The organism is Streptomyces sp. NPDC039430, assembly GCF_055639435.1.
This window is the reverse complement of sequence record NZ_JBVKAK010000022.1, coordinates 25917-48324: the sequence shown is the minus strand read 5'-3', so window position 1 is coordinate 48324 and position 22408 is coordinate 25917. Positions and strand designations below refer to the sequence as shown.

General features: G+C 71.2%; 21 protein-coding genes. 8 read left to right on the top strand and 13 right to left on the bottom strand.

The genetic code is table 11. From position 1 onward, the window contains the following. Nucleotide 1: 1 nt before the first annotated feature. The 3 genes from ACZ7LS_RS33790 to ACZ7LS_RS33780 form a co-directional block, all read right to left on the bottom strand. Nucleotides 2-2407 (bottom strand): ATP-binding cassette domain-containing protein, encoded by a 2406-nt coding sequence (locus tag ACZ7LS_RS33790; protein ID WP_385133743.1) that lies wholly within the window; start codon nucleotides 2405-2407, stop codon nucleotides 2-4. A 326-nt stretch (nucleotides 2408-2733) separates the two neighbouring features. Continuing rightward, the gene (locus tag ACZ7LS_RS33785) at nucleotides 2734-3177 is read right to left on the bottom strand and encodes a helix-turn-helix transcriptional regulator (protein ID WP_382516528.1); all 444 of its coding nucleotides are present in this window, start codon (nucleotides 3175-3177) and stop codon (nucleotides 2734-2736) included. Nucleotides 3178-3285: 108 nt separating this feature from the next. Continuing rightward, a complete protein-coding gene (locus ACZ7LS_RS33780) occupies nucleotides 3286-4584 on the bottom strand; it encodes an alginate lyase family protein (RefSeq protein ID WP_385133746.1) in 1299 nt (432 codons plus the stop codon). Between the two features lie 215 nt (nucleotides 4585-4799). Between ACZ7LS_RS33780 and ACZ7LS_RS33775 the strand changes: the two genes are divergently transcribed. From ACZ7LS_RS33775 to ACZ7LS_RS33760, 4 genes are all read left to right on the top strand, one after another. Further along, the gene (locus ACZ7LS_RS33775) at nucleotides 4800-5864 is read left to right on the top strand and encodes a LacI family DNA-binding transcriptional regulator (protein ID WP_385133749.1); all 1065 of its coding nucleotides are present in this window, start codon (nucleotides 4800-4802) and stop codon (nucleotides 5862-5864) included. A gap of 405 nt (nucleotides 5865-6269) precedes the next feature. Then, on the top strand, nucleotides 6270-7238 hold the full coding sequence (locus tag ACZ7LS_RS33770; RefSeq protein WP_385133751.1) for an RHS repeat domain-containing protein: 969 nt from the start codon (nucleotides 6270-6272) through the stop codon (nucleotides 7236-7238). Nucleotide 7239: 1 nt separating this feature from the next. Beyond that, entirely contained in the window at nucleotides 7240-7593 is a 354-nt protein-coding gene (locus ACZ7LS_RS33765) for a hypothetical protein (protein WP_385133754.1), read from the top strand. A gap of 120 nt (nucleotides 7594-7713) precedes the next feature. Next, on the top strand, nucleotides 7714-8211 hold the full coding sequence (locus tag ACZ7LS_RS33760; RefSeq protein ID WP_382516542.1) for a DUF1990 family protein: 498 nt from the start codon (nucleotides 7714-7716) through the stop codon (nucleotides 8209-8211). Between the two features lie 63 nt (nucleotides 8212-8274). Here ACZ7LS_RS33760 and ACZ7LS_RS33755 read toward each other — a convergent pair whose 3' ends face one another. Next, on the bottom strand, nucleotides 8275-9918 hold the full coding sequence (locus tag ACZ7LS_RS33755) for an ATP-binding SpoIIE family protein phosphatase (RefSeq protein WP_385133756.1): 1644 nt from the start codon (nucleotides 9916-9918) through the stop codon (nucleotides 8275-8277). Between the two features lie 225 nt (nucleotides 9919-10143). Between ACZ7LS_RS33755 and ACZ7LS_RS33750 the strand changes: the two genes are divergently transcribed. The 3 genes from ACZ7LS_RS33750 to ACZ7LS_RS33740 are packed head-to-tail and all read left to right on the top strand — an operon-like array spanning nucleotide 10144 to nucleotide 12238. Continuing rightward, entirely contained in the window at nucleotides 10144-10830 is a 687-nt protein-coding gene (locus tag ACZ7LS_RS33750; protein WP_382516547.1) for a LuxR C-terminal-related transcriptional regulator, read from the top strand. Beyond that, on the top strand, nucleotides 10827-11885 hold the full coding sequence (locus tag ACZ7LS_RS33745; RefSeq protein WP_385133760.1) for a sensor histidine kinase: 1059 nt from the start codon (nucleotides 10827-10829) through the stop codon (nucleotides 11883-11885). Before ACZ7LS_RS33750 ends, ACZ7LS_RS33745 begins: the two co-directional genes overlap by 4 nt. Before the next feature lie 14 nt (nucleotides 11886-11899). Then, on the top strand, nucleotides 11900-12238 hold the full coding sequence (locus ACZ7LS_RS33740; RefSeq protein WP_382516553.1) for an antibiotic biosynthesis monooxygenase family protein: 339 nt from the start codon (nucleotides 11900-11902) through the stop codon (nucleotides 12236-12238). Between the two features lie 16 nt (nucleotides 12239-12254). On the opposite strand, the gene ACZ7LS_RS33735 is transcribed toward ACZ7LS_RS33740, so the two are convergent. The 4 genes from ACZ7LS_RS33735 to ACZ7LS_RS33720 all read right to left on the bottom strand — a co-directional run bounded on the left by ACZ7LS_RS33735 (nucleotide 12255) and on the right by ACZ7LS_RS33720 (nucleotide 16386). Beyond that, on the bottom strand, nucleotides 12255-13109 hold the full coding sequence (locus tag ACZ7LS_RS33735; RefSeq protein WP_385133763.1) for a hypothetical protein: 855 nt from the start codon (nucleotides 13107-13109) through the stop codon (nucleotides 12255-12257). Next, nucleotides 13106-14974, bottom strand: coding sequence for a GMC family oxidoreductase (locus ACZ7LS_RS33730; protein WP_382516558.1), 1869 nt, complete (start codon nucleotides 14972-14974; stop codon nucleotides 13106-13108). Before ACZ7LS_RS33730 ends, ACZ7LS_RS33735 begins: the two co-directional genes overlap by 4 nt. Continuing rightward, nucleotides 14971-15414 (bottom strand): hypothetical protein, encoded by a 444-nt coding sequence (locus ACZ7LS_RS33725; RefSeq protein WP_382516560.1) that lies wholly within the window; start codon nucleotides 15412-15414, stop codon nucleotides 14971-14973. The genes ACZ7LS_RS33730 and ACZ7LS_RS33725 overlap by 4 nt, the downstream gene beginning before the upstream one ends. 153 nt (nucleotides 15415-15567) lie before the next feature. Beyond that, nucleotides 15568-16386 carry a LysR family substrate-binding domain-containing protein gene (locus ACZ7LS_RS33720; protein WP_385133766.1) on the bottom strand — a complete coding sequence of 273 codons (819 nt, stop codon included), beginning with the start codon at nucleotides 16384-16386 and terminating at the stop codon, nucleotides 15568-15570. Nucleotides 16387-16444: 58 nt separating this feature from the next. On the opposite strand from ACZ7LS_RS33720, the gene ACZ7LS_RS33715 reads away from it, so the two are divergent. After that, a complete protein-coding gene (locus ACZ7LS_RS33715) occupies nucleotides 16445-16849 on the top strand; it encodes a DUF5997 family protein (RefSeq protein ID WP_385133769.1) in 405 nt (134 codons plus the stop codon). On the opposite strand, the gene ACZ7LS_RS33710 is transcribed toward ACZ7LS_RS33715, so the two are convergent. The 5 genes from ACZ7LS_RS33710 to ACZ7LS_RS33690 form a co-directional block, all read right to left on the bottom strand. Beyond that, the gene (locus tag ACZ7LS_RS33710; protein ID WP_382665054.1) at nucleotides 16797-18140 is read right to left on the bottom strand and encodes a Gfo/Idh/MocA family protein; all 1344 of its coding nucleotides are present in this window, start codon (nucleotides 18138-18140) and stop codon (nucleotides 16797-16799) included. The two genes, ACZ7LS_RS33715 and ACZ7LS_RS33710, sit on opposite strands and share 53 nt — an antisense overlap. Beyond that, nucleotides 18128-19000, bottom strand: a complete 873-nt coding sequence (locus tag ACZ7LS_RS33705; protein ID WP_385133772.1) for a class II fructose-bisphosphate aldolase — start codon at nucleotides 18998-19000, stop codon at nucleotides 18128-18130. The genes ACZ7LS_RS33710 and ACZ7LS_RS33705 overlap by 13 nt, the downstream gene beginning before the upstream one ends. A gap of 109 nt (nucleotides 19001-19109) precedes the next feature. Beyond that, complete coding sequence (locus tag ACZ7LS_RS33700) at nucleotides 19110-20003, bottom strand: SIS domain-containing protein (RefSeq protein ID WP_382516574.1); 894 nt, start codon at nucleotides 20001-20003, stop codon at nucleotides 19110-19112. Nucleotides 20004-20072: 69 nt separating this feature from the next. Continuing rightward, nucleotides 20073-21401: an alpha-glucosidase/alpha-galactosidase gene (melA, locus tag ACZ7LS_RS33695; RefSeq protein WP_382516577.1), complete on the bottom strand. Its 1329-nt coding sequence runs from the start codon at nucleotides 21399-21401 to the stop codon at nucleotides 20073-20075. Next, nucleotides 21401-22387 carry a carbohydrate kinase family protein gene (locus ACZ7LS_RS33690; RefSeq protein WP_382516580.1) on the bottom strand — a complete coding sequence of 329 codons (987 nt, stop codon included), beginning with the start codon at nucleotides 22385-22387 and terminating at the stop codon, nucleotides 21401-21403. Before ACZ7LS_RS33690 ends, melA begins: the two co-directional genes overlap by 1 nt. Between the last annotated feature and the right edge of the window lie 21 nt (nucleotides 22388-22408).

Sequence of the window (22408 nt, the reverse complement as noted above, 5' to 3'; positions counted from 1 at the left end):
GTCAGGAGCCGACGTACGCCGCGAGGTGCTCGCCGGTGAGGGTGGAGCGGGCGGCGACGAGGTCGGTGGGTGTGCCCTCGAAGACGATCCGGCCGCCGTTGTGCCCGGCGCCGGGGCCGAGGTCGATGATCCAGTCGGCGTGGGCCATGACCGCCTGGTGGTGTTCGACGACGATGACCGACTTACCGGAGTCGACGAGCCGGTCGAGCAGGCCGAGCAGCTGCTCGACGTCCGCGAGATGGAGTCCGGCCGTCGGCTCGTCGAGGACGTAGACGCCGCCCTTCTCCGCCATGTGGGTGGCCAGCTTGAGCCGCTGCCGCTCCCCGCCGGACAGCGTGGTGAGCGGCTGGCCGAGGCTGAGATAGCCGAGCCCGACGTCGGCGAGCCGGCCGAGTATGGTGTGCGCGGCCGGCGTACGCGCCTCGCCGGCGCCGAAGAATTCCTCGGCCTCGGACACCGACATCGCGAGCACCTCGCTGATGTCACGGCCGCCGAGGTGGTACTCCAGCACCGACGCCTCGAACCGCTTCCCCTCGCACTCCTCGCAGGTGGTGGCGACGCCGGCCATCATCGCCAGATCGGTGTAGATGACACCCGCGCCGTTGCACTGGGGGCAGGCCCCCTCGGAGTTGGCGCTGAACAGCGCGGGCTTCACACCGTTGGTCTTCGCGAACGCCTTGCGGATCGGGTCGAGCAGTCCGGTGTACGTCGCGGGGTTGCTCCGCCGCGAGCCGCGGATCGCGCCCTGGCCGATCGACACCACACCCGCGTCGGCGGCCCCCGACCGCCGCGGCAGTGATCCGTGCACGAGCGAACTCTTGCCGGAGCCGGCGACGCCCGTGACGACCACGAGCACCCCGAGCGGGATGTCGACATCGACATCGCGCAGGTTGTGCGCCGTCGCGCCGCGGATCTCCAGCGTGCCGGTGGGCTTCCGCACCGACTCCTTGAGGGAGGCACGGTCGTCGAAATGACGGCCGGTGATGGTGCCGCCGGTCCGCAGCCCCTCGACGGAGCCCTCGAAGCAGACCGTGCCGCCCGCGGCGCCGGCGCCGGGCCCGAGGTCGATGACGTGGTCGGCGATCGCGATCGTCTCCGGCTTGTGTTCCACGACGAGCACGGTGTTGCCCTTGTCCCGCAGCCGCAGCAGCAGGTCGTTCATCCGCTGGATGTCATGGGGGTGCAGGCCGGTGGTGGGCTCGTCGAAGACATAGGTGGTGTCGGTGAGCGAGGAGCCGAGGTGGCGGATCATCTTGACGCGCTGCGCCTCACCGCCCGACAGCGTGCCCGACGGACGGTCGAGCGAGAGATAGCCGAGCCCGATCTCCACGAACGAGTCGAGAGTCTGCCGCAAGGTGCCGAGCAGTGGTGCCACCGACGGCTCGTCGAGGTCGCGCACCCATACGGCCAGATCGCTGATCTGCATCGCGCACGCGTCGGCGATGCTGATCCCGCCGATCCGCGACGACCGGGCCGCCTCGCTGAGGCGGGTGCCGTCGCACTCGGGGCAGGCGGTGAAGGTGACCGCGCGGTCCACGAACGCCCGGATGTGCGGCTGCAGCGCGTCCTTGTCCTTGGAGAGGAACGACTTCTGGATCTTGGGGATGAGCCCTTCGAAGGTGAGGTTCACCCCCTCGACCTTCACCTTGGTCGGCTCCCGGTGGAGGAAGTCCCGCATCTCCTTCTCCGTGAACTCGCGGATCGGCTTGTGCGGGTCGAGGAGGCCCGACTCGGCGTAGACCCGCACCGTGAAGAAGCTGTCGGACTTCCAGCCGGGGATGGTGAACGCGCCCTCGGCGAGCGACTTGGAGTCGTCGTAGAGCTGGCTGAGATCGATGTCGGAGACCGTGCCGCGGCCCTCGCAGCGCGTGCACATGCCGCCGGTACGGCTGAAGGTCTGCGTCACGGTCTTGCGGGCGCCGCGTTCGACCGTGATCGCACCGCTCGCCCGCACCGAGGCGACGTTGAAGGAGTACGCGTTGGGCGAGCCGATGTGCGGCTGCCCGAGCCGGCTGAAGAGGATGCGCAGCATCGCGTTCGCGTCGGTGGCGGTGCCGACCGTGGAGCGGGGGTCGGCGGTCATCCGCTGCTGGTCGACGATGATCGCGGTCGTCAGCCCGTCGAGGACATCGACCTCGGGCCGCGCCAGCGTCGGCATGAAGCCCTGTACGAACGCGCTGTACGTCTCGTTGATCAGCCGCTGCGACTCCGCGGCGATCGTGCCGAACACCAGGGAGCTCTTGCCCGAGCCGGAGACGCCGGTCAGTACCGTCAGCCGGCGCTTCGGGATCTCGACGCTGACGTCCTTGAGGTTGTTCACACGCGCGCCGTGCACGCGGATCACATCGTGGCTGTCGGCGACATGCGGCGCGGGCGACCGCGTGTCCGTGCTCGTGGCCCTGCTCATCGTGTCTCCATCTGTCGGGCGGGGTCGCCTTCGCGGTCTCCGTCGCCGCATCGGCTCGTGGCACAGCTCGGCCCCGGGCACGTGGGCGATACGGAACCAGTCGTACGGGGCCGACGCGGCCGGGGGGATGCCGGTGTGCGCGTCGAACCGGTCACCCCGCTCCCGCGGCGGCGCGCCGGTCCCGGGGGCTTCTTCCGTGGCTTTCGGAAGCGCCTCGCCGTCCCGGTCGAGGGGCCACGGTACCAGGAGCGGCGTACCGCCCTCCGTGGCGCCGGCCCCCCGGACGACCTGTCGTGCGCGGGCTCCCGATGTCCATGACGGTCACACTAGATGTGGCTCGGTGCCGGTGCTTCTCGATTCCTGATCGGTCTGGTCACCTGTTTCGCCACGCAGGACGGCATCCCCGCCGTCGCGCCCGCCGCCCGCTGCCGGTAGACGCTGGGCGGCATGCCGACCAGCTCGGTGAAGCGCGTGCTGAAGGTGCCCAGTGACGCGCAGCCGACCGCGAAGCACACCTCGGTGACGCTGAGATCGCCACGACGCAGCAGCGCCATCGCGCGCTCGATGCGACGCGTCATGAGGTAGCCGTACGGCGACTCGCCGTAGGCGAGCTTGAACTCGCGGCTGAGGTGCCCGGCGGACATGTGCTCACCGCGGGCGAGCGCCTCGACGTCCAGCGGCTGCGCGTACTCCCGGTCGATCCGGTCGCGGACGCGACGCAGCCGCGCCAGGTCGCGCAGGCGCTGCGCCGGGGTGGGTCTGCTGGTCACATCCGCGATCGTACGTCGTGCGTGTGACAGTCCCCCGATGCGTTCCACGGGCGAACCGTTCCCACCGGCCGGTGACCGTCGGTGGCCGCTCGATCGGACAGCGGGTGTTCAGACCGCGTGCTGCGCGGCCGGTCTCAGTTCCCAGAGGTCGCCGCCCGGCGGGGCCTGCAGCTTCGGCAGGGCCGCCTTCGCCGCCCGGTCACCCGCGTCAGCGGCGGCGTGGACCATGTCGCTCGCCGCGTAGCGGTAGAACTCCAGCTCCGGGTGCGGCCAGCTGGCCTCGCCGGTCGCGGTGGGCAGCAGATAGCCGATCGCGTCGAACAGGCTCTGGCCCTGTGGTCCTTGATGGGACCAGAGGTTCACGCCGACCTGTTTGCCGATGGCGGCGAGGCGGCAGAACGCGGCCAGGTTGTAGTTCGAGTAGTGCCAGCTCCGCGTGCGTGCCAGTTCCCGGGGCTGGCCGCCGTCCGCGGTGATCTGAAAGTCGATCAGCTTGGCACCCTGTTCGCGGACCGTCTCACGCGCGAGTTCCCTGTCCCCGGTCGCGACCGCGAGGCCGGCGATCTGCATGGCCGCGTACGTGCCGTGGTTGTTCGTGGCGGCGGACTCCTTCTTGCCGAATTCGGAGTTCACCAGCCAGTCCAGGTAGGCCTCGTTCCAGGCCCGCATGCCCGCGCGGTCACTCTTCGTCCAGCCGGGTGCTCCGGTATCGAGGATCGCCATGGCGTCGAGGTTGCCCGTGTAGTACTGCGCGAAATCGATGATGCCGATGGAACGTCCGTCGTTCTTGCACGGGATGCCCTGCGCGTAGTTCAGATGCGGGTTCATCCGGGTCGCGGGGTCGACGAACCAGGTGCGCAGAATCCTGGAGGCGTGCTCGGCGTACTCCTTCTTCCCCGTGTAGTACCAGGCCAGAGTCAGGAGGGGGACGGATTTCAGCACGTTCCCGGCGTCGACGCGGTCGGTGCCGATCTCGGCCTCGGGATTGCGCTGCCCGTCGCGTTCCTCGTACGGGCAGCCCCTGGGGTTCTCCGGGGTCCTGGGCTGCGTCGCCCAGAAGTACGGGGCCTGGCTGAGGTAGTCGTGTATGTCACCGCTGGCCGCCGGGATGGGCTTGTCGGTGACGGTCCACGGTCCCTTCCCCAGCCATGCGTCGGCCTGGGCGGTCAGCGACGTGACCTCGTCACGGAGCGTCGGGTCGCCGAGCGCCAGGCGGGTACGGGCTTGCAGGAGCCGCTTGCCGTCCATGACGGGGGTCTTGGGGGCCGAGTGGAGCCCGTGCCGTACGGCGCGAGGGTCTCCCGGGGGCGCCGAGGCGGAGGAGGCCGTCGTCGGTACGAGTACGGCGGCAGTCGCGGCAACGGCGGCGATCAGGGCCCCCAGCCGCGGCCGGAGTCTTCTTCTCACGGAACGTCCTCCACTCGTATGTAAGCGATTTCATGAAGTCGACTGGAGATTAAGTGCAGCTGATAGCGGCGTCAAGGAGTTGCGTGATGGGAAAGATGGGCGCTCTTGTGAAAGCGCTTTAGGTCCTGAGGGGGCGGTCGGGACAGGGGTTTGGGGCGGCCGAGCGGTGATCATGACGCACGATGGTGTGCGACAGGGGTGGCGGCCGGACGGCGATGTCCACCCGCACACGAGGAGGGGCATTGGGAGAACGCGTCACGATTCAGGAGGTCGCGCAGCGTGCGCAGGTGTCGGCCGCGACTGTTTCCCGGGTGCTCACAGGAAGTCATCCGACGTCCGCCGGCGCGCGTGCCCGGGTGCTGAGGGCTGTCAAGGACCTCGACTATGTGGTCAACGCTCATGCGCGGGCCCTGGCCGGCACCGGGCGCAAGACCGTCGCCGTACTGATCCGCGATGTCACCAGCCCCTTCTTCTCGCAGGTGGCGCAGGGCGTGGAGTACGAGGCGACCACCCGCGGCCGGCTGTGCATGGTCTGCACGACCGGCGGTGACAACGCGCGCGAGCACGAGATGGTCCAGATGCTGCGCGAACAGCGGGCCGAGACGGTGGTCCTGGTCGGCGGCGTGGTGGAGAACGACGAGTACCGCGAGCGGATGGCCCGCTATGCCCAGGCACTCGCGGCCGTCGGCTCCCGCCTGGTGCTCTGCGGGCGGCCCGCTCCCCCTCCCGACGTACCCGCGCTGGTCGTCGAGTACGACAACGAGGCCGGCGCCTATGGCATCACCAGCCATCTCCTGACAGCGGGGCACCGGCGCATCGTCTTCCTCGGGCAGTTGCCGGGCAACTCGACATCGGAGGACCGGATCAGCGGATACCGCAGAGCCCTCCTCGACTTCGGGCTGCCTCCCGAGGCCGCCCGCGTAGTGGGCACCGGCTTCAACAAGCGGCAGGGGTACGCGAGCATGAACACGCTCCTCGAATCGGGAGAGCTGGACTTCACGGCCGTGTTCGCGGGAGACGACGAGGTCGCCGCGGGAGCCATGAAGGCGCTGCGCAAGCACGGCCTGACGGTGCCCGACGACATCTCGCTGATCGGCTACAACGACGACCCGGTCGCCGACGATCTGACTCCCGGGCTGACCACGGTCCATATTCCCGCCGAGGAGATGGGACGCACAGCGCTACGGCTCGCCCTGCGCGACGATCCCGGATCCGGACAGGAGCGGCAGCTGCTGGGGACCCACATCGTGGTCCGCGACAGCGTCGGCCGTCCCGCCTGACGCCCCGAGAGCTGTTGTCCGGTCGTCCCTTGGACCCGAAAGGTGCTTCACAGCGGTTCCGGTGTTTCGCCGGCTCCGCCGTTCGCCACGGAGGCGAACGGCCGGTCCTCGCCGAGCCGCTCGGAGGTCTTCCCGACGCCGATCCCGTACCCGCCTTCACCGCGGCCTCTAAGGGCGGCTGGGCTGCCCAGACCGGATATGAGTCGTTCACGCTCACGGGGTCGCTCACCGGCACGTCGTTCACGCTGAAGGACAGCCAGGCCAGCGTCGCAGTCTTTACCAAGGCCGCGGGCACCACCACGTGGCCGCTGGCCTCCAGCGCGTCCGCAGTGGACGACACGCAACTCACGTTCGTCTCCGAGACGACCACGAGCGGCAGTCAGAAGCTCGTCCGCCCGAAAGTACGTGATCTCACCGACCGAGGGCGTCACTCCCGCGCAGTGCCAGGCCGATCCCGCGCAGCGGGGTTGCCGTGTCGTGGAGTTCGTCTACGCCACCACGACCACCGCCACCACCGGGGCCCTGGGCAACCAGCAGAATCGGGTGCAGTCCGTCCGCCTGTGGGCCACCGAGCCCGGAGCGGACAAGGCCACGCCGGAGATCATCTCCCGTTACGCCTACGACAGCACCGGCCGGCTGCGCGAAGTGTGGGACCCGAGGATCGGCGCCGCGCTGAAGACCTCCTACACCTATGACGCGGACGGCAGGATCGCCACCCTCACCGAGGGCGGCGCATTGCCATGGACCTTCACCTACGGCAAGGCCGGATCCGCTCTCACGGCGGGCACGGGCATGCTGCTCAAGGCGTCCCGCCCGGGTCTCGCCGAGGGAACAGCCACCACCACGGCCGGCACGGCCGCGACCACGGTCGTCTACGACGTCCCGCTGTCCGGATCCAAGGCGCCCTACCAGATGAACAAGGCCACGGTCGCCACCTGGGCGCAGGACGAGGCGCCCACCGATGCCACCGCGGTCTTTCCGCCCGGCTCGGACCCGGCCTCCAGCACAGGCGTCGACCTGGGCGCGAGCGCCTATGGCACGGCCACCGTCACCTACATCAACGCCAACGGAGACGAGACCAACACCGCGGCGCCCGGCGGCTCGATCACCACGACCGAGTACGACGCCCACGGCAACACGGTCACCGAACTGACCGCAGGTAACCGCGCCATCGCTCTCCGGGCCGACGACGCCAAGGCCACGACACTCGGGCTGTCCGATCTCGCCGGCGCCGAGCGGGCCGAACGGCTCTCCTCGACAACGGTGTACTCGGCCGACGGACAGCGGACGCTGGACGAATACGGTCCGCTCCATCTGGTCACCCTGGGCAGGGAACTGACCAGCTTGGTACGCACCGCGTTGGTAAGGGGCTGAAATGCAAGCGAATACAACAGGTCTGCTGGACCGCACCGCCGGCGCGGTGGCAGCGATCTGCCTGGCGTTCCTGCCGGGACTCCTCGCGGGGCTGCCGCTCGGGTTCAACGGCGCACAGCACACGCTGAGCGCCCTGGGCCGGGCCGAGATGCCCGAAGGCGCCACGGCCTCGCTCGGCTGGGGCCTCGCGATGCTGGGGGTGGCCGCGCTGCCCTTCGTCGCGGCGCCGGTGGTCCTGATGGCCGAGCGGGCCAAGCGCCTGCCCGGCCTCAGGACGGCGAGGATTTGTGCCGGGGTCGTGCTCGGCTGTGGCCTGATCGCCTGCGCGATGGCGACGGTGTCCGCCGGCGTCTGATGTGCCGACTGGTGTGACCGCCGAGGGCCGGGGACTTCTCTCCCGGCCCTCGGTCGCATGGTGCGGCCGGCCCGGGGCTGTCAGGCACTCCCATGTGGCCGGCGGGGCATGATGGGGCGCATGCGCGATCTGACCTATTCCGACGTGGGCATGACGGCGAAGAGCGGACCGACACCCCCGGGCTTCCACGTGCTGCGGCTCCGTATGTCACTGGGGCCCGGCACGTACGACCGTGCCGCCGAGGCGCTCTTCGGGTGGGGGATGCACCGGGCCACTCCCTTGATCCGTGTTCCGAACGACACTCCGTACGCCGCGCCCGGCGTACGGGTGCTGTTGCGCGCAGGACCGCTCAGGGCACCGTGCCAGGTCGTGTGGACCGTCAACGAGGAGCATCGGACCGGGTTTGCCTACGGGACGCTCGCCGGACACCCCGAGTGCGGTGAGGAATCCTTCGTACTGGAACGCCTGCCGGACAACTCCACCGACTTCGTCATCGTCGCCATCAGCCGACCCTCGGCTTGGTACACGAAGGCGCTGGGCCCCTGCGGACGCTTGCTTCAGCGGGCCGTGGCGCGCCGATACGCCCAAGGTCTGCGGCGGCTGGCCCGAACGACCTGAGACAGGCCCCAGGGCCACCGGGTGCGCCGAGAGCCGGAGGCGTCGCGTCACCCGGCGCGGCCGTCACGCCGGGAGTGGCTGCTCGGTCCAGATGATCTTGCCGGAGGCGGTGTAGCGCGTCCCCTGGTGCTGGGTGAGCCGGCCGACGATCGACAGCCCGCGGCCGCCCTCGTCGGTCGTCTTCGGCTGACGCCTGTGCGGGCCGGAGCCGCTGGTGTCGGAGACTTCGCAGATCAGCGTGCGGTCGTCCCTGATCAGGCGGACACCTATCGGGCCGTCGGAGTAACGGATGGCGTTCGTGACGAGTTCGCTGATCACCAGGGTCGTGTTGTCCGTGAGGTCGTCGAGCGTCCAGGCCGCCAGCCGCCGGGCTGCCCAGTCGCGGGCGGTGGCGACGGCGGCGGGATCCGGCGGCAGGGTCAGCGTGGCGACATCCTTGGCCGCCAGTGCCCGTGTGCGGGTCAGCAGGAGGGTCGGTTCGCGGTCCGGTGCCAGGTCGCGCACCACGTGGCCGAGGAGTCGTGCGACATCGGGCCCGGAGGCGGCGAGCGCGTCCTGGAACCGTTCCGTGGTCGGGCCGGCGGCGTGCGGTGCGGGGGAGCGGCCGCCGTTCAGGAGCAGGGTGGTTCCCGGGGGCGCCTCGAACTCGGTGTTCTCGAAGGGCTCGTCGCCGACACCCAAGGGGGAATGGGAGGCGAGGCGAGGGGCGGTGACGTCGCCGTCCGGGTGGGCGATCATCAGCGTCGGGCCGCCCGCACGCGCCGAGACACAGCGCTCCGTGGCGGGGTCGTAGATCACGTAGAGGCAGCTGGTGCCGGTCCGTTCCGCGTCGCGGGGCCCCCGGCACGGGACCGTGCGCTGACGTTCCAGGCGGATCACCGTGTCGTTCAGGTGCGTGAGCAGTTCGTCGGGACGCAGGTCGAGCGCCGAGAGCGTGGTGATCACCGCCCGCAGCCGGGTCATGCCGATCGCGGCATCGGCTCCCTTCCCCTCCGCGGTCCCCACCACCAGGGCCACCCGCGCGCTCGACAGCGGGAGGACATCGAACCACTGCCCGGTGGCGGCCTCCGCCGGGACATGGCCGTGGGCCGCTTCGAGCGCGCTGAGCGGCGGCAGCCGCTCGGGCAGTTGCGAACGCCGCAGAAGCCGGGCGAGAGCCTCCTCGTCGATCTGACGGCGGACGGTGTCAAGACACCGGGCCGCGCGATCCGCGAGCGCCGCGGCTTCCCTGAGGTCGTTCTCGTCGAACGGGCTCGATTCGTCCCGCCGGTACAGCACGAACAGACCGAGGACCACATCCCGGATGGTCAGCGGCAGCACGATGAGGGAGTGCGTCCGCGCCTCACGGAGGACACGCGCGCGCCGGGGGTCACGGACGAGCCACCGGCTGTCGTGGTTCAGATGGCGGATCAGCCGGGGGCGCAGATCGGCAAGGCTCTGGCCGTACGGCGTCGCCGGCCTGATCAGGCTCACTTCACCCACCTCGTACGCGCCGCGGGCCGATTCCCCCCGTGTGCTCAGGAAAGCGGCACGTCGCAGCTTCCTGCTTCCGTCCACCGGTCCGGGTGGTGGCACGTCGCCGCGCAGCAGGACTTCGAGCACGTCGACCGAGGAGGCGTCGGCCAGCTTCGGCACCGCGGCGCCGGCGAGTTCCCCGGCGACCTGGAAGAGCCTTCGGCTGTGGACTGGGTCGGTGTGAGACGTCATGGTGTTCATCCTGTGAGGGAGACGCTGGTCTGCTCTCCTTCCGAGCGTGCTGCCCGAGCGCCTCCGGGGCGTCGGCACTGAACCGCAGCCGGCCCTGCGCGTTGCACACCGCGGGATGCGGGCGATCCCGCCCGGCCCGCGGGATCGCCGCGACGCTGTCGCGGGTTCCCCGCAGCCCTGGCCGTCGCGCTCTCGCGGACGGGGTTCGCGGCTTACGGTGGTGCTATGGACGGCAGTGCCAGGGAGGCCAACCGCCTCGTCAGTGGAGAACCCACGTCACACCTGACCGTGGTGCTCGCCGACGACCACCTGGTCGTACGCGCGGGCATGCGGCTGCTGCTGTCCCAGGACCCGGCGTTCGACATCGTCGCGGAGAGCTCCACTCTTCCCGGCACCTTTCTGGCCGTGGAGCGCCACCAGCCGTCGGTACTGGTCCTGGATCTGACACTGGCGGGGCAGTCCAGCCTGCGCTCGATCCCGGAGCTGCTGGCGACATCGCCCCGTACCCGGATCCTCGTCCTCACCATGCAGGAAGATCCCGCGTTCGCCCGCGAGGCGTTGCGGATCGGCGCGGTCGGCTACCTGCTGAAGGAGGCGGCCGCGGAGGAGCTCCTGGGGGCCGCTCGCCAGGTCGCCGGGGGCGCCACCTACGTGCAGCCCTCGCTGGGCGCCCGCCTCGCCGTCACCGCCCCCGACATGCCCGGGACAGGGGCGGCCGACTCTCTGACGGCGCGCGAGGTGGAGGTGCTGTCCCTGCTCGCCCTCGGCCACACCAATCATGAGATCGCGGAACAGACGCATGTATCCGTTCGGACGGTGGAGACGCACCGGGCCAGGATCCGGGAGAAGCTCGGGGCCGAGACCAAGGCGGACCTGGTCACGGCGGCACGAGAGCGTGGGCTGCTGGCATGACCCACTCGTCGGGGGCACGGGCCGGCGCCGTCCTGGAGACGGTGGGCACGCTGCTGCTCGTGGCCACACTGGCTCTGGAGATCGCGCACCGCTCACTGCGCGCCGAGGCCGTGCTCTGTTTCGCCGCGGGCGCCGTCTTCCTGGCGGCCGCGGCGCTGAGCCCGCAAGCCCGGCGGTCGTGGCTGGCGATCATCAGCGGGATCTCGCTCGTGATCGCCGTGGCGCTGCTCGTCCGTATCGTCGAAGCACCCCTGCTCAACGGCCTGCACCTCGTGCCACTCACACTGATCGCCTGTGCCGTCGCGATCGGACATCGTTCGGCTCTGCGCAAGGGCAACCTCGAACGGGAGTGGACCCGGGCCCGTCACGACGGAGAGGAACGAGAGCGACGGCACTGGGCCCGCGAGCTGCACGACGACACGCTCCAGGAACTGGGCGCCGTCCAGATCGTGCTGGCCGGGGCGACCGCCAGCAGCCGCCCCGACGTCATGAAGGGCGCCATCGAACAGGCGCGGCGCCTGATCGGCAACCAGATCACCTCGCTCCGGCGTCTGATCGCGGAGCTGCGCCCGGCGGCGCTCGACCAGCTCGGACTGCGCCCGGCCCTGGAGGCCCTGTGCCGGAGCACCTCGGAGAACTTCGGTATCGACGCCCAACTGCGCGTGGGCGCGGACTGGGACCGGTTCGGCGCGGAGCTGCCTCCCGAGGCACAGGTCCATGTCTACCGGATCGTGCAGCAGGCGGTGAACAACGCGGTGAAGCACGCCCGGCCGACACGGATCCTCGTCGAACTCGACAGCGACGACCACGGCCTGTTCACGAAAGTCACGGACGACGGCCTCGGGATGACGCCGGAACCCGCCCCGGCGACCGTTCGCACCCCGCCTCACGCGACCGCTTCCGGAGGCATGGGCATCGCGGCCATGCGGGAGCGCGCCCACCTGCTCGACGCGCACCTCATGGTGGACTCGGCGCCCAGGGAAGGCACGCGCGTCACCCTGCGGATGCCGCGCCATGTCAGAGACGGCCGACGGCACGGGCGGCCACCGCGCTGAGGCAAGATGGAGCCATGAGCATCGTCAAGATCAATGTCCTGCAGGTTCCGGTGGAGCAGCGCGAGGTGCTGGAGAAGCGCTTCGCCTCCCGCGCGGGGTCGGTGGAGAACTCCGACGGATTCGAGTGGTTCGAGCTGCTGCGCCCGGTCGAGGGCACCGACCAGTACCTCGTCTACACCCGCTGGCGCAGTGAGGCCGACTTCCAGGCGTGGATGGAAGGCCCGATGAAGGCGGCCCATCAGCGTGGCGGCGACGCCGGCGCCCCTCAGCAGAAGCCGGCCGCCTCCGGCTCCAGCCTGTGGTCCTTCGAGGTGGTCCAGCAGGCCGCCCCCAAGGCCGCTGACGGTCGGTGACCCGCCCGCGTACAGGTCAGCCGGCGCGTGGGACGTAATAGGGGCGGTTGTGCGCCGCGACCGGGGGTGACTGGTAGGTCCACGCCCCGGCGGCCGGGGCGTCCCCGATGAGCGTGGCCAGGTCGGCGCCGACGGGTGAGGACGCGTCGTGGACGGTGAGCCTCACCCGGTCGGCCTCGCCGGCCAACCCCCGGTAGTCGTAGGGCTGGTAGACGTTCATGGGGCCGGCGAGCGGCCGGCCGTCCTGATCGGTGCCGTAGCCCGTGATCGGGGTGTTGTTGACGGGCGTACGCGGGAGCCCGGTCAGGTCGGCCGAGAAGGAGAACAGGGTCCGCTCCCCGCGGTCGATGCCCGCGCCGGAGGGCGCGTGCGTGGCCTGCTTGCACGCCACGGTCCACTTGTCACCCGCGGGGCCGTTCAGGGAGGGCATGGTCGCCTCGAACCACGCCGGATACTTCGGTTCCCCGTAGAGCTTCGTGCCGGCCTCGATGGCCAGCGGGTTGTCGCACAGCACATGCAGCCGGGCGATACCGAGCAGCTTGGTCTGGTCGTAGCCGTGCGCGAACTGTTCGTACGACAGCCGGGCCAGGCGCCCGGCGCTCGCGGCGGGGTGGGCGATGACGCTGTACTCGATCTCCTGCGTGATGCCTCCGCCGTTCGGGTACTGGGCGAAGTACAGCTGGTAGTTGAGCGTCACGCAGGCCCGTCCGTCGAACTCGGCGGCGCTCAGATCGGGATGGTGCTCGGCCAGCGCCTTGCGCACCGGCGCGGGATCGACCAGGTAGTCGAGGCCGACATTGTGCAGGGCTCCGTAGTGGAACGGCAGTTGGTACGGGGCGGCGACGGGCGGCAGGGTGAGGTCGTCGGTCACGGGGCGTGGGTCTCCTCGGGGGTGGCCGGGCCGGGGACGTGTCCGGCGGCCGGCGGGCGGATCGTGACGCGCTGTTCCGACAGGTCGCGGTCGATCTGTTCGGCGCTGCGCAGAGTGATCGCGGCCATGGTGAGCGTCGGGTTGGAGGTGCCGAGGGAGGGCATCGAGCCGCACCCCACCGCGTACAGGTTGGGGTGGTCCCAGCAGCGCTGCCACGAGTCGACGACGGAGTCACCGGGGTGGTCGCCCATGATGTGCGTGCCCGCGCCGTGGCCCGCGCCGCGGTAGGCGTAGGACCTGCCGCCGTACTCGAACCACCCGGGCTGGGAAGGCCCCGGTTCGTACCGGCTGTGGTCCCGCGCCCCCAGCAGGGCGAAGATCTGGTCGGACACGGACTTGGCCGCGACGATGCCCTCCTTCACATGGCCGGACAGGTCATAGGTCAGGACGGGGCGCGGATTGCCGAGCAGGTCGCGGTGGACGGTGTCGAGGGTGACGCGGTTGGCGGGATCGGCGCTCTGCTCCATCTCGAACTGCAGGGCGAACTGCCGCCCGATCCGGTCCCCGGCCGCCTGGCGCAGCGCCGGGCCGAACAGCGCCCCGTCCCCGCCGGGCATCGCCGGGTCCGAGGGGCGCAGCAGGGCGGCGACCTCGTGGCCGGGCGGGCCGACCGCCCAGTTCCAGCCCCAGTTGCCGATCTCGATACGGAAAGGGGCGCGGGCCGCGCGGGCCGGGCCGAAGCGGAATCCCTCCAGTCCGGAGGTCGAGCCGGGCCCCCGGTAGGGGCCGACCGGATGGGGCATGAGGCCCCAGGTGAGCAGGACGGGGTGGTCCATCAGATTACGGCCCACCTGGTCGCTGGAGTTGGCCAGGCCGGAGGCGAGCAGGAGCCGGGCGTTCTCGATCGCGTGGGCGGCCAGTACGACCGTGTGCGCGTGGACCGTTCGCCGGCTGACGGAAGCGGGGCGGGCGGGGTCGTCATAGCGCTGGTACTCGACGCCCGTGATCCGGCCGGAGGCGTCGGCCAGCAGCCGTCCCACTACCGCGCGGGTGCGCAGGGTGACGCTCGGGCCCCAGCGTTCCTGGGTGCGTCGCGGGGTGTATTTCGCCCCGGTGGGGCAGATGGGAATGCAACTGGCGCTGCCCTCGCACACGGGACCGTGCTCCTCGGTGGCCGCGCTGTTGCGCGCCTGGGGCGTCCCGACGACCCGCAGCGCGGTGGGGCGCGGATACGAGGGATCCACGATCTCGTGCCCGTCGAGCCGCTCGGCCAGCAGCCGGTCCAGATAGCTCGCGGGGAGCGGCCGGTGCGGGAAGGTGTAGTCCTCCGCGAGCGGCAGACCGACGTGGTCCCGCTGCTCCGCCGGATCGGCGGCGACCCCCAGCTCGCGTTCCGCGGCGCGGTAGTACGGTTCCAACTCGGCGTACCCGATGGGCCAGTTGCGGCCGTATCCGAAGTCGGCGGTACGGAAGTCCTCGGGATGCATGCGCGGGGCCAGACCCGTCCAGGCCGTGCCCGTACCGCCGTTGACCCGCAGATAGCCGCTCGCGTACGGCAACGGGCCGTTCTGGACGAGGTATCCGCCGGCCCGGTAACCACCGCCGGGACGGCCGGCGAGGTCCAGTACGTCGGGTGACGGCACCAACGCGTTGTCCGCGATCGCCGCGCCGGGAACCTTCACCGGCGCGGCCCGGAACCGTTCCACATCCGCCGCCCGTCCGCCGGCGGGTCCGGTGTCACCGTCGCCCACACCCGATTCCAGGACCAGGACCCGCCGGCCGCGGTCCCCCAGCCGCCGCGCCACCAGCGACCCCGCGACACCGGCGCCGACCACGATCACATCGAAACGCTCCGCTGCGGTCAACGCTCCCCGCCTCCCGCAGCGCCGGCGGGACGCTCGGCCCAGGTGCCGTAGCCGGGGCGCCCGGCACCGGGGGCGTGGCCACCGAAGCTGCTCCACACCAGCCCGCGGGCGTAGGCGCGCGCCGGGGGCGGAGCGGGCGCGGTCCGGCCGTCGTCCGGCCACTCTCCCGGCCACGTGCCCAGATACCAGAGGTGACACACGGCGCGGGCCAGCTCGCCCAGTTCCTCGTCCTTGTCCGCCACCGTCCGCGGGTCCGTCACCGCTCCCGTATCGGCCTCCGTGTCGACCAGGGCGTCCACCAGCCGTGCGTAGAGCGCCGGTTCGACCCGCCGGGCCACGAACGCCTGGTAGATCCCGGTCATTCCGGTCGCCGTCAGCTCGGCGGCGTCGAACCCCGTCAGCACGGCCGACAGCGTGACGAACCGCTCGGTCTGCGTCATGGACAAAGATCCCCCTCGTCGGGCCACTCACCGGAGACCGGGCACATCAGCCGGGATCCCTACCTCGATGGGAACCCGTTCATGCCTCGGAAACTCGCCGAGTGTGAGCGCGGTCGAACGTAAAGTGACCGGAAGGGGTGTGGTGCAGGGGAGTTACGACCGGCGGCCGGGTTTGCCGCGCCGGCCGCCCTTGGTGCCGCCCTGGGCACCGCCCCTGGAGCCGCCGGAAGCGCTCCGCGGATTCTTGCCGGCCGACTTCCGGGCCGTGTTGCCGCCCGACGCGCCGGTCGACCGGCCGGGCGCCTGTTTCCGCCGTGCGCCCCCCGTGTCGGGGCGCTCGCTCTTCGGCTGCGCCGGGGCCGGGCGGCCCCGCGAGCTGTTGACGGTCCGCCCGCGGACGATACCGATGAAGTCCTCGACCAGGTCGGTGGTTCCGTCCTCCGGCCAGGACAGGGCGACGCGCGACTCGGGGGCGTCCAGGACCGGCCGGTACGTGAGGTCCCTGCGGTGATGCAGACGGGCGAGCGACTGCGGGACGACGAGCAGTCCGACCCCCGCCGCCACCAGTTCGACGGCGTCCGCCGTCGTCTCGGGGCGCGCGTACGCGGGCCGTCCCGGCCGGACCTCCCAGCCGAGGGTGTCGTCCAGCGGATGCAGCACGATCTCGTCGGCCAGATCCTCGGCGGACACCTCGTCGACCGCCGCCACCAGGTGGTCCTTCGGGACCACGACCACCGTCGTCTCGGTGTAGAGGGGAATCGCGCTGAGGTCCGTCCGGTCGACCGGCAGCCGTACGAAACCGGCGTCGGCCCCGCCGTCCCGCAAGAGACCGGGCGCCTCGGCGGCGGACACCGGGACGAGGGTCAGCGGGATGCCCGGCAGCCGTTCGTTCCAGATCCGCACCCACTTGGTGGGCGTCACGCCCGGGACATACGCGAGCCGGAACGAAGGGGGTACTTCCGAGCCTGTCACGCCACCAGGTTACCGGCCGTGGTCGGAGGTATCGCACACGCTCGCTACTCTTGACAGCATGACGTCGCACCAGACCATCCAGACAATGAAGCCCGCGACCGCGGCGAAGAAGCTGGGTGTGTACCTCGAAGCCACCCCCGCCGAGTTCCAGGAGGGTGTCGTCTCGCGCACCGAGCTGAACGCGCTGCAGGCCGACCCGCCCCAGTGGCTGCTGGAGCTGCGCCGCGACGGCCCGCATCCCCGGCCGGTGGTGGCGGCGAAGCTGGGCGTCTCCATCTCGGGTCTCGCGCGCGGCGGAGTCACGGAAGCCCTCACCACGGAGCAGATCGAGGCATTGAAGGGCGACAGCCCGGAGTGGCTGCGGCAGGAACGCGCCACCCAGGCCGAGGTGCGGAAGGAAGCCGTGCGGGTCAAGGAGAAGAACGCGGAGCGACGCGAGCAGGCCCGCCGTCCCCGTTCCTGACCCCCGCCGCCGTCGGCACCTCGTCGCGGTCGCCGAGTTCGACCACCGTGCCGGTGATCCGGGCCTGTTCCGCCGCCCACACCACGCGGTGGGTGGCGAGGCTCTCGGCGGCGTCGGAGAGCAGCAGGGACGCGTCGCCCGCGGCGACGGCGGTGAGGAACGCGTCGGTCAGTGCCTCGTCCCCGCCACCGTGGCCGTCCTCCGGCGAGGGCCCCGGGCTCCCCGCCGCACTCATGGACGTGTCGATCGTCTCCTCGGAGCCGTCACGGAAATCGACGAGCCGTAGTGTGTTTCCGTCGCCGTCGATGAAGCCGTGGGTGCCCAGCAGCCGGGTGCGGCGCTGTTCCATGGGGGTGAAGGCACTCATGGTGAACGAACAGGTGGCGCCGGAGCCGAACTCCATGCTGACCACCTGGTGGTCGACCACGTCGTTGTCGCAGGCGTATACACAGCGGCCGTACGGCCCGGTGCGCAGCGCGTCCAGCACGCCCGTCTCGGTGTGGTCGTCGGTCACCGCCGACAGCGGCCAGAACTCCCGGTCCGGATCGCCCAGACAGCCCAGGTAGAGCCGCTTGGCCGAGTAGGGGCAGGCGTTCTCCAGTGGGCAGTCCAGGCAGCGGGCGGTCGCGCCGGGCGGGGCGCCCTCGGGCCGGAAGTGCGTCAGACCGCCGAAGGAGCTGACCTTCCTGGGCGCACGTCCGAAGAGATGGACCAGCCAGTCGATGTCGTGGCAGGACTTGGTGAGCAGCATGGGGGCGGAGGTGTCCTGGCGGCGCCAGTTGCCCCGTACGAACGAATGGGCGTGATGCCACCAGCCGACGGGCTCCAGGTGCTGGACGCTGACCAGGCCGCCGATGCGGCCACTGTCCAGCAGCCGCTTGAGGAGCCGGGTGTACGGCGTGTAGCGCAGCACATGGCAGACGGCCAGCAGGATGTCATTGCGCCGTGCCGCGTCCGCGATCGCCGCGGCCTCGTCCTCGCTGGTCGCCATCGGCTTCTCCAGGAGGATGTGGTAGCCGAGATCGGCCAGGGCCACCGCCGGTCCGGTGTGCAGCCGGTCCTGGGTCGCGATGACGCAGGCGTCGGCCAGCCTGCCCGCCGCCACGACCTCGCTCCAGTCCGCGTACACCCGCTCGGGCGGTACTCCGAACTCCTCCGCGGCCCGCGCACGGCGCCGCGGGTCCGGCTCGGCCACCGCGACCACCCGTCCCGCTCCCGTGGCCAGGGCGCGCCGGGCGTATGTCATTCCGCGGAGTCCCGCTCCGACGAGGACCATCGTCACCTGGGACATGAAGCCCCCTCCCTGGAATCGTCGAGTCCGTCCGGCTCCTGTCCGATCAGCCGCAGCAGGCGGGCGACCTCGTCCGTCACGGCCTCCCGCGCGGGACGCAGATAGGCACGGGGATCGACGGTCGCCGGCCGCGCGGACAGCCGGTCGCGCACCGACGCGGTGAAGAAGGTGTTGAGATGCGTGGCGATATTGATCTTGCGCATGCCCGCCCGTACCGCGGCGGCGAGGTGGCTGTCGGCCACCCCCGACGAACCGTGCAGCACCAGCGGGACGGGCACCGCCGTGCGCAGGTCGCGGATGAGGTCCAGATCGAGCCGCGCGGTACGCCGGGTCATCTGGTGGGACGAGCCGACCGCGACGGCGAGCGCGTCGACACCGGTGTCGCGGACGAACCGGGCCGCCTCACCGGGGTCGGTGCGAACCCCGGGGGTGTGGGCACCGTCCTTGCCCCCGATCGCGCCGAGTTCCGCCTCGATCCACACGCCATGCGTGTGGCACCGGTCGCTCATCTCGCGGGTCCTGGCGACGTTCTCCTCCCAGGGCAGATGAGCGCCGTCGTACATCACGGAGGTGAAGCCGCGCCGGACCGCCTCCTCGATCAGCTCGGGCCGGGTGGCGTGGTCCAGGTGCAGCGCGACGGGTACGGATACGGCGGCGATGGCCTCGTGCGCGGCGGCGGTGAGCGGCCCGAGGGCGCCCCGGTACGCGACGGCGTTCTCACTGATCTGGACGATGACGGCCTCGTTCGCCAGCTCGGCGCCCGCGAGGACGGCCTCCAGCTGTTCGAGGAGGACGACATTGAACGCGCCGACGCCGTACGTCGCTTGGCCGAGGATGTCGCCGGTGGGGACGAGTGGCATGTTCTGCTTTCTGTGAGGGACAGGCGGGGGAGGGGCGGACGGGGGACGGGGGAGAGCCGCATGGGAAGCGGCGGACGGCGGACGGGAGCGCCCGCCCGCCTCGCCGGTGTCAGCCGGTCCGCTCCAGGACGACCGAGCGCGTCAGATGAGCCGGCTGGTCGGGGTCACGGCCGGCCGCGGTGGCCAGTTCGACCGCCAGACGCTGTACGACGACGAGTTCGGCCAGGGGGTCGAGCCGGGGGTGACGCGGATGCGCGCCCGTGGCACGGATCTGGTCGGTGAGCGGCCCGGGGAGCGACGAGAGCCCCCAGACCACGCGTCCCGGCGCGGCCACGGCGATGGGGCCGTGCCGGTATTCCATGACGGAGTACGACTCGGTCCACCAGGCCGCCGCCTCCCGTACCTTGAGCGCGGCCTCCGCGGCGATACCGACGGTCCAGCCCGCGCCGAGGAAGGAGATCTGCTCGGCCCCGAGCAGCTCGGGCCCGATCTCGGTGGTGAGGGCCGTTCCGGCGTCGGCGAGCGCCCGGACGGTGCTGTGGCCCAGGTGGGCACGGAGCAGCATGAGCTGCGTGGTGGGGAAGCGGGTCTGGACGACGGATCGCTCGTCCGCGTAGTCGAGGCAGATCACGTGATGGGCGGCGGCCGCCGCGGGGGAGTCGCCGACGGCGGTGACGACGGTCGTGCGCACGCTGGGCGCGAACCGGTCGAGCGCGGCGAGGACTTCGGTGGTCGTGCCGGAACGGGTCAGGGCGAGTACCCGGTCGTAGGCGCGGTGCGGCTTCACCTCCGAGGCCGGGTACGCGTCCGTGAGCCCGAGACCGGCCTCCTCCCGGAGGTGCGCGTACGCCTGCGCCATGAACAGCGAGGTTCCGCAGCCGATGACCGCGACGCGCTCGCCCGGTGCGGGCAAAGCCGCGGCGTGGTCGGGAAGTTCCCTGAGGACGCGCTCCCAGCAGGCCGGCTGGGAGGCGATCTCTTGGCTGGTGTGGTGCTGCGACATGGTTCTCCGAGGGGGGTGAGAGTGCGGTACGCGGGCGGGTGGGTGCGGGGGAGGGGGAGCGAGGTGTGCTCAGTGGCCGAGCGTTGTGCGCAGCGACGGCTGGAGCAGATCCGCGTGCGCGCGCACCATGTCGTCGCACAGGTCCCAGATGCGTTCGACGGGCAGGGCGGCCGCGGTGGCCGGGTCGGCCATGGCCGCCTGCCGGATGGAGCGGGGGTCGTCCTCCAGGGCGGCCCTGACGACCAGCTCGTTCATGCTCAGGTAGCCCCGGTTGAGCGCGGCGCACTGGGCGGGCAGCGAGCCGATACGGGTGGGCTGCACGCCCAGGGCGTCCACCAGACACGGCACTTCGACGGTGCCGGTCGACGGGAGATTGTCGATCAGCCCATGGTTCGGGACGTTGCCGTAGACCGTGCGGGGCGTGCCGGTGGTGATGCTGTGGATGATCTGCGGGGCGTACTCCATGGTGCCCTCGACGGTCAGCGGAGCTCCAGCGGCCAGCGCGTCACGGGTCCGCTCGTACTCGGCGATGTTCTCGTCGACGATGCCGAGGTAGGCGCCCACGGGCAGGCGCAGCCGCTCGATCTCGCTGTCGTGGTGCAGATACCAGGGGACGTACTCGGAGGAGTGCTCGCTCGTCTCGGTCGGGTAGTAGCCGAGGCGCCGGTACATGTCGACACGGACCCGGCGCCGTAGCTCGGGGTTCTCCGCGACGAGGGCGTCCAGCCGCGGGTAGAGGTCGCTTCCCTGGTGTTCGAGGCGCAGCACCCACGCCTGGTGGTTGACTCCGGCGGCCCGGTAGGTGACCTCCTCGTGCGGGACGTTCAGGAGGTCCGCGAGGTCGCGGATGGTCCAGTACACCGAGTGGCACAGGCCGACGACGCGGGTCAGCCCGGTGGCGCGGGTGAGGTACTGGACGTTCATCGCCATGGGGTTGGTGTAGTTGAGCAGCCAGGCGTCGGGGCAGACCTCCGCGATGTCCTCGCCGAGCGACTTGAGCAGCGGGAAGGTGCGCAGCGCGCGGAAGATCCCGCCCACGCCGAGGGTGTCCGCGATGGTCTGGCGCACCCCGTATGCGGCGGGGACAGCGAAGTCGGTACGGGTCGACTCGCGCATACCGACCTGGACGATGTTGATGACGAAGTCGGCGCCTTCCAGGGCCGCGCGCCGCTCGGCGTGGGCGGTGATCCGCGGCGTGGTGCCGCTCGGCTCCGTCAGCCGCTCCGCGATGTGGCGGGCGGCTCCGTGGGCCGTGGCGAGCCGTTCGGCGTCGATGTCGTGCAGGGCGATATGGGCGCCCTTGAGCTCGGGGAACGCGAAGAGGTCCGCCAGGAGGCCCTGGGTGAACACGACGCTTCCCGCGCCGATGAAAGCGATCTTCGGGGTGGTGAGGGTCATCAGAGGTTCTTTCCGTCGCGGGCGAGGGCCGTTCCGGCCTCGTCCCAGGTGGGCTGGGCGGTGGTACCGCCGTGCGCCCGGGTGGACAGAGCGCCGCAGGCGGCGGCGAACGCCAGCGCCTCGGCGGTGGGCAGGCCGCGCAGGAACGCGGCGATGAAACCGGCGTCGAAACTGTCTCCCGCGCCCACGGTGTCCAGTGGGCGGGCGGGGATGCCGGGGGTGCGCAGCAGGGTGCGGCCGTCGTGTACGAGGGCGCCGTCGGCCCCGTTCTTGACCACCACCCGCGGCCCGCGCGCCGCGAGTGCGCCGGCCGCCGCCTCCAGGGTGATCGCGGTGGCGGGCGAGCCGGTCGCGTCCGGAGCGGCGGCGGCCGCGAGAGCCAGCGCCTCCCGCGCGTTGGGCAGCAGGAAGTCGGTGACCGCGAGCGTCGCGTCGATACGGCCGGGCGCCCATGTGCCGGAGGGGTCGTCATTGGTGTCGAGCGAGGTGGTGGCGCCGTGCGCCCGTGCCGTGGCCAGCAGTTCGGGCAGCGCTCCGGCGAGTTTCGGCAGCAGGAAGTAGGAGGCGGCGTGCACATGACGGCTGCTGGTGAGCAGCGCCTCCGGGACGTCATCGGGCCCGGTGGCGGAGAGGGTGCCGGGGGAGGTGAGGATCGTACGGTCGCCGTCCCCGCGTGTCACGACCACCGTGAGCGGTGTCGGCAGCGCGGGGTCGACGCGCAGCGCGTCGGTGTTCACCCCCCGGGCGTCCAGTGCCGTACGGATGAAACGTCCCGCTTCGTCGTTCCCGACGCGTCCGGCGAAGGCGACCTCCAGTCCGAGCCGGGCGGCTCCGCACGCCATGATCGCGGCGGAGCCGCCGAGCGTGAGCAGGCCGGTGTCGACGAGCTGTTCGCGCTGTCCGAAGGCGAGCGGGGCGTCGAGCGGTCCCAGAACGATGTCGGGGTTGGCGTCCCCGATGACCAGCAGGTCGAAGGTGTGCGGCATGCGGCTTCCCGTGATCGCGGC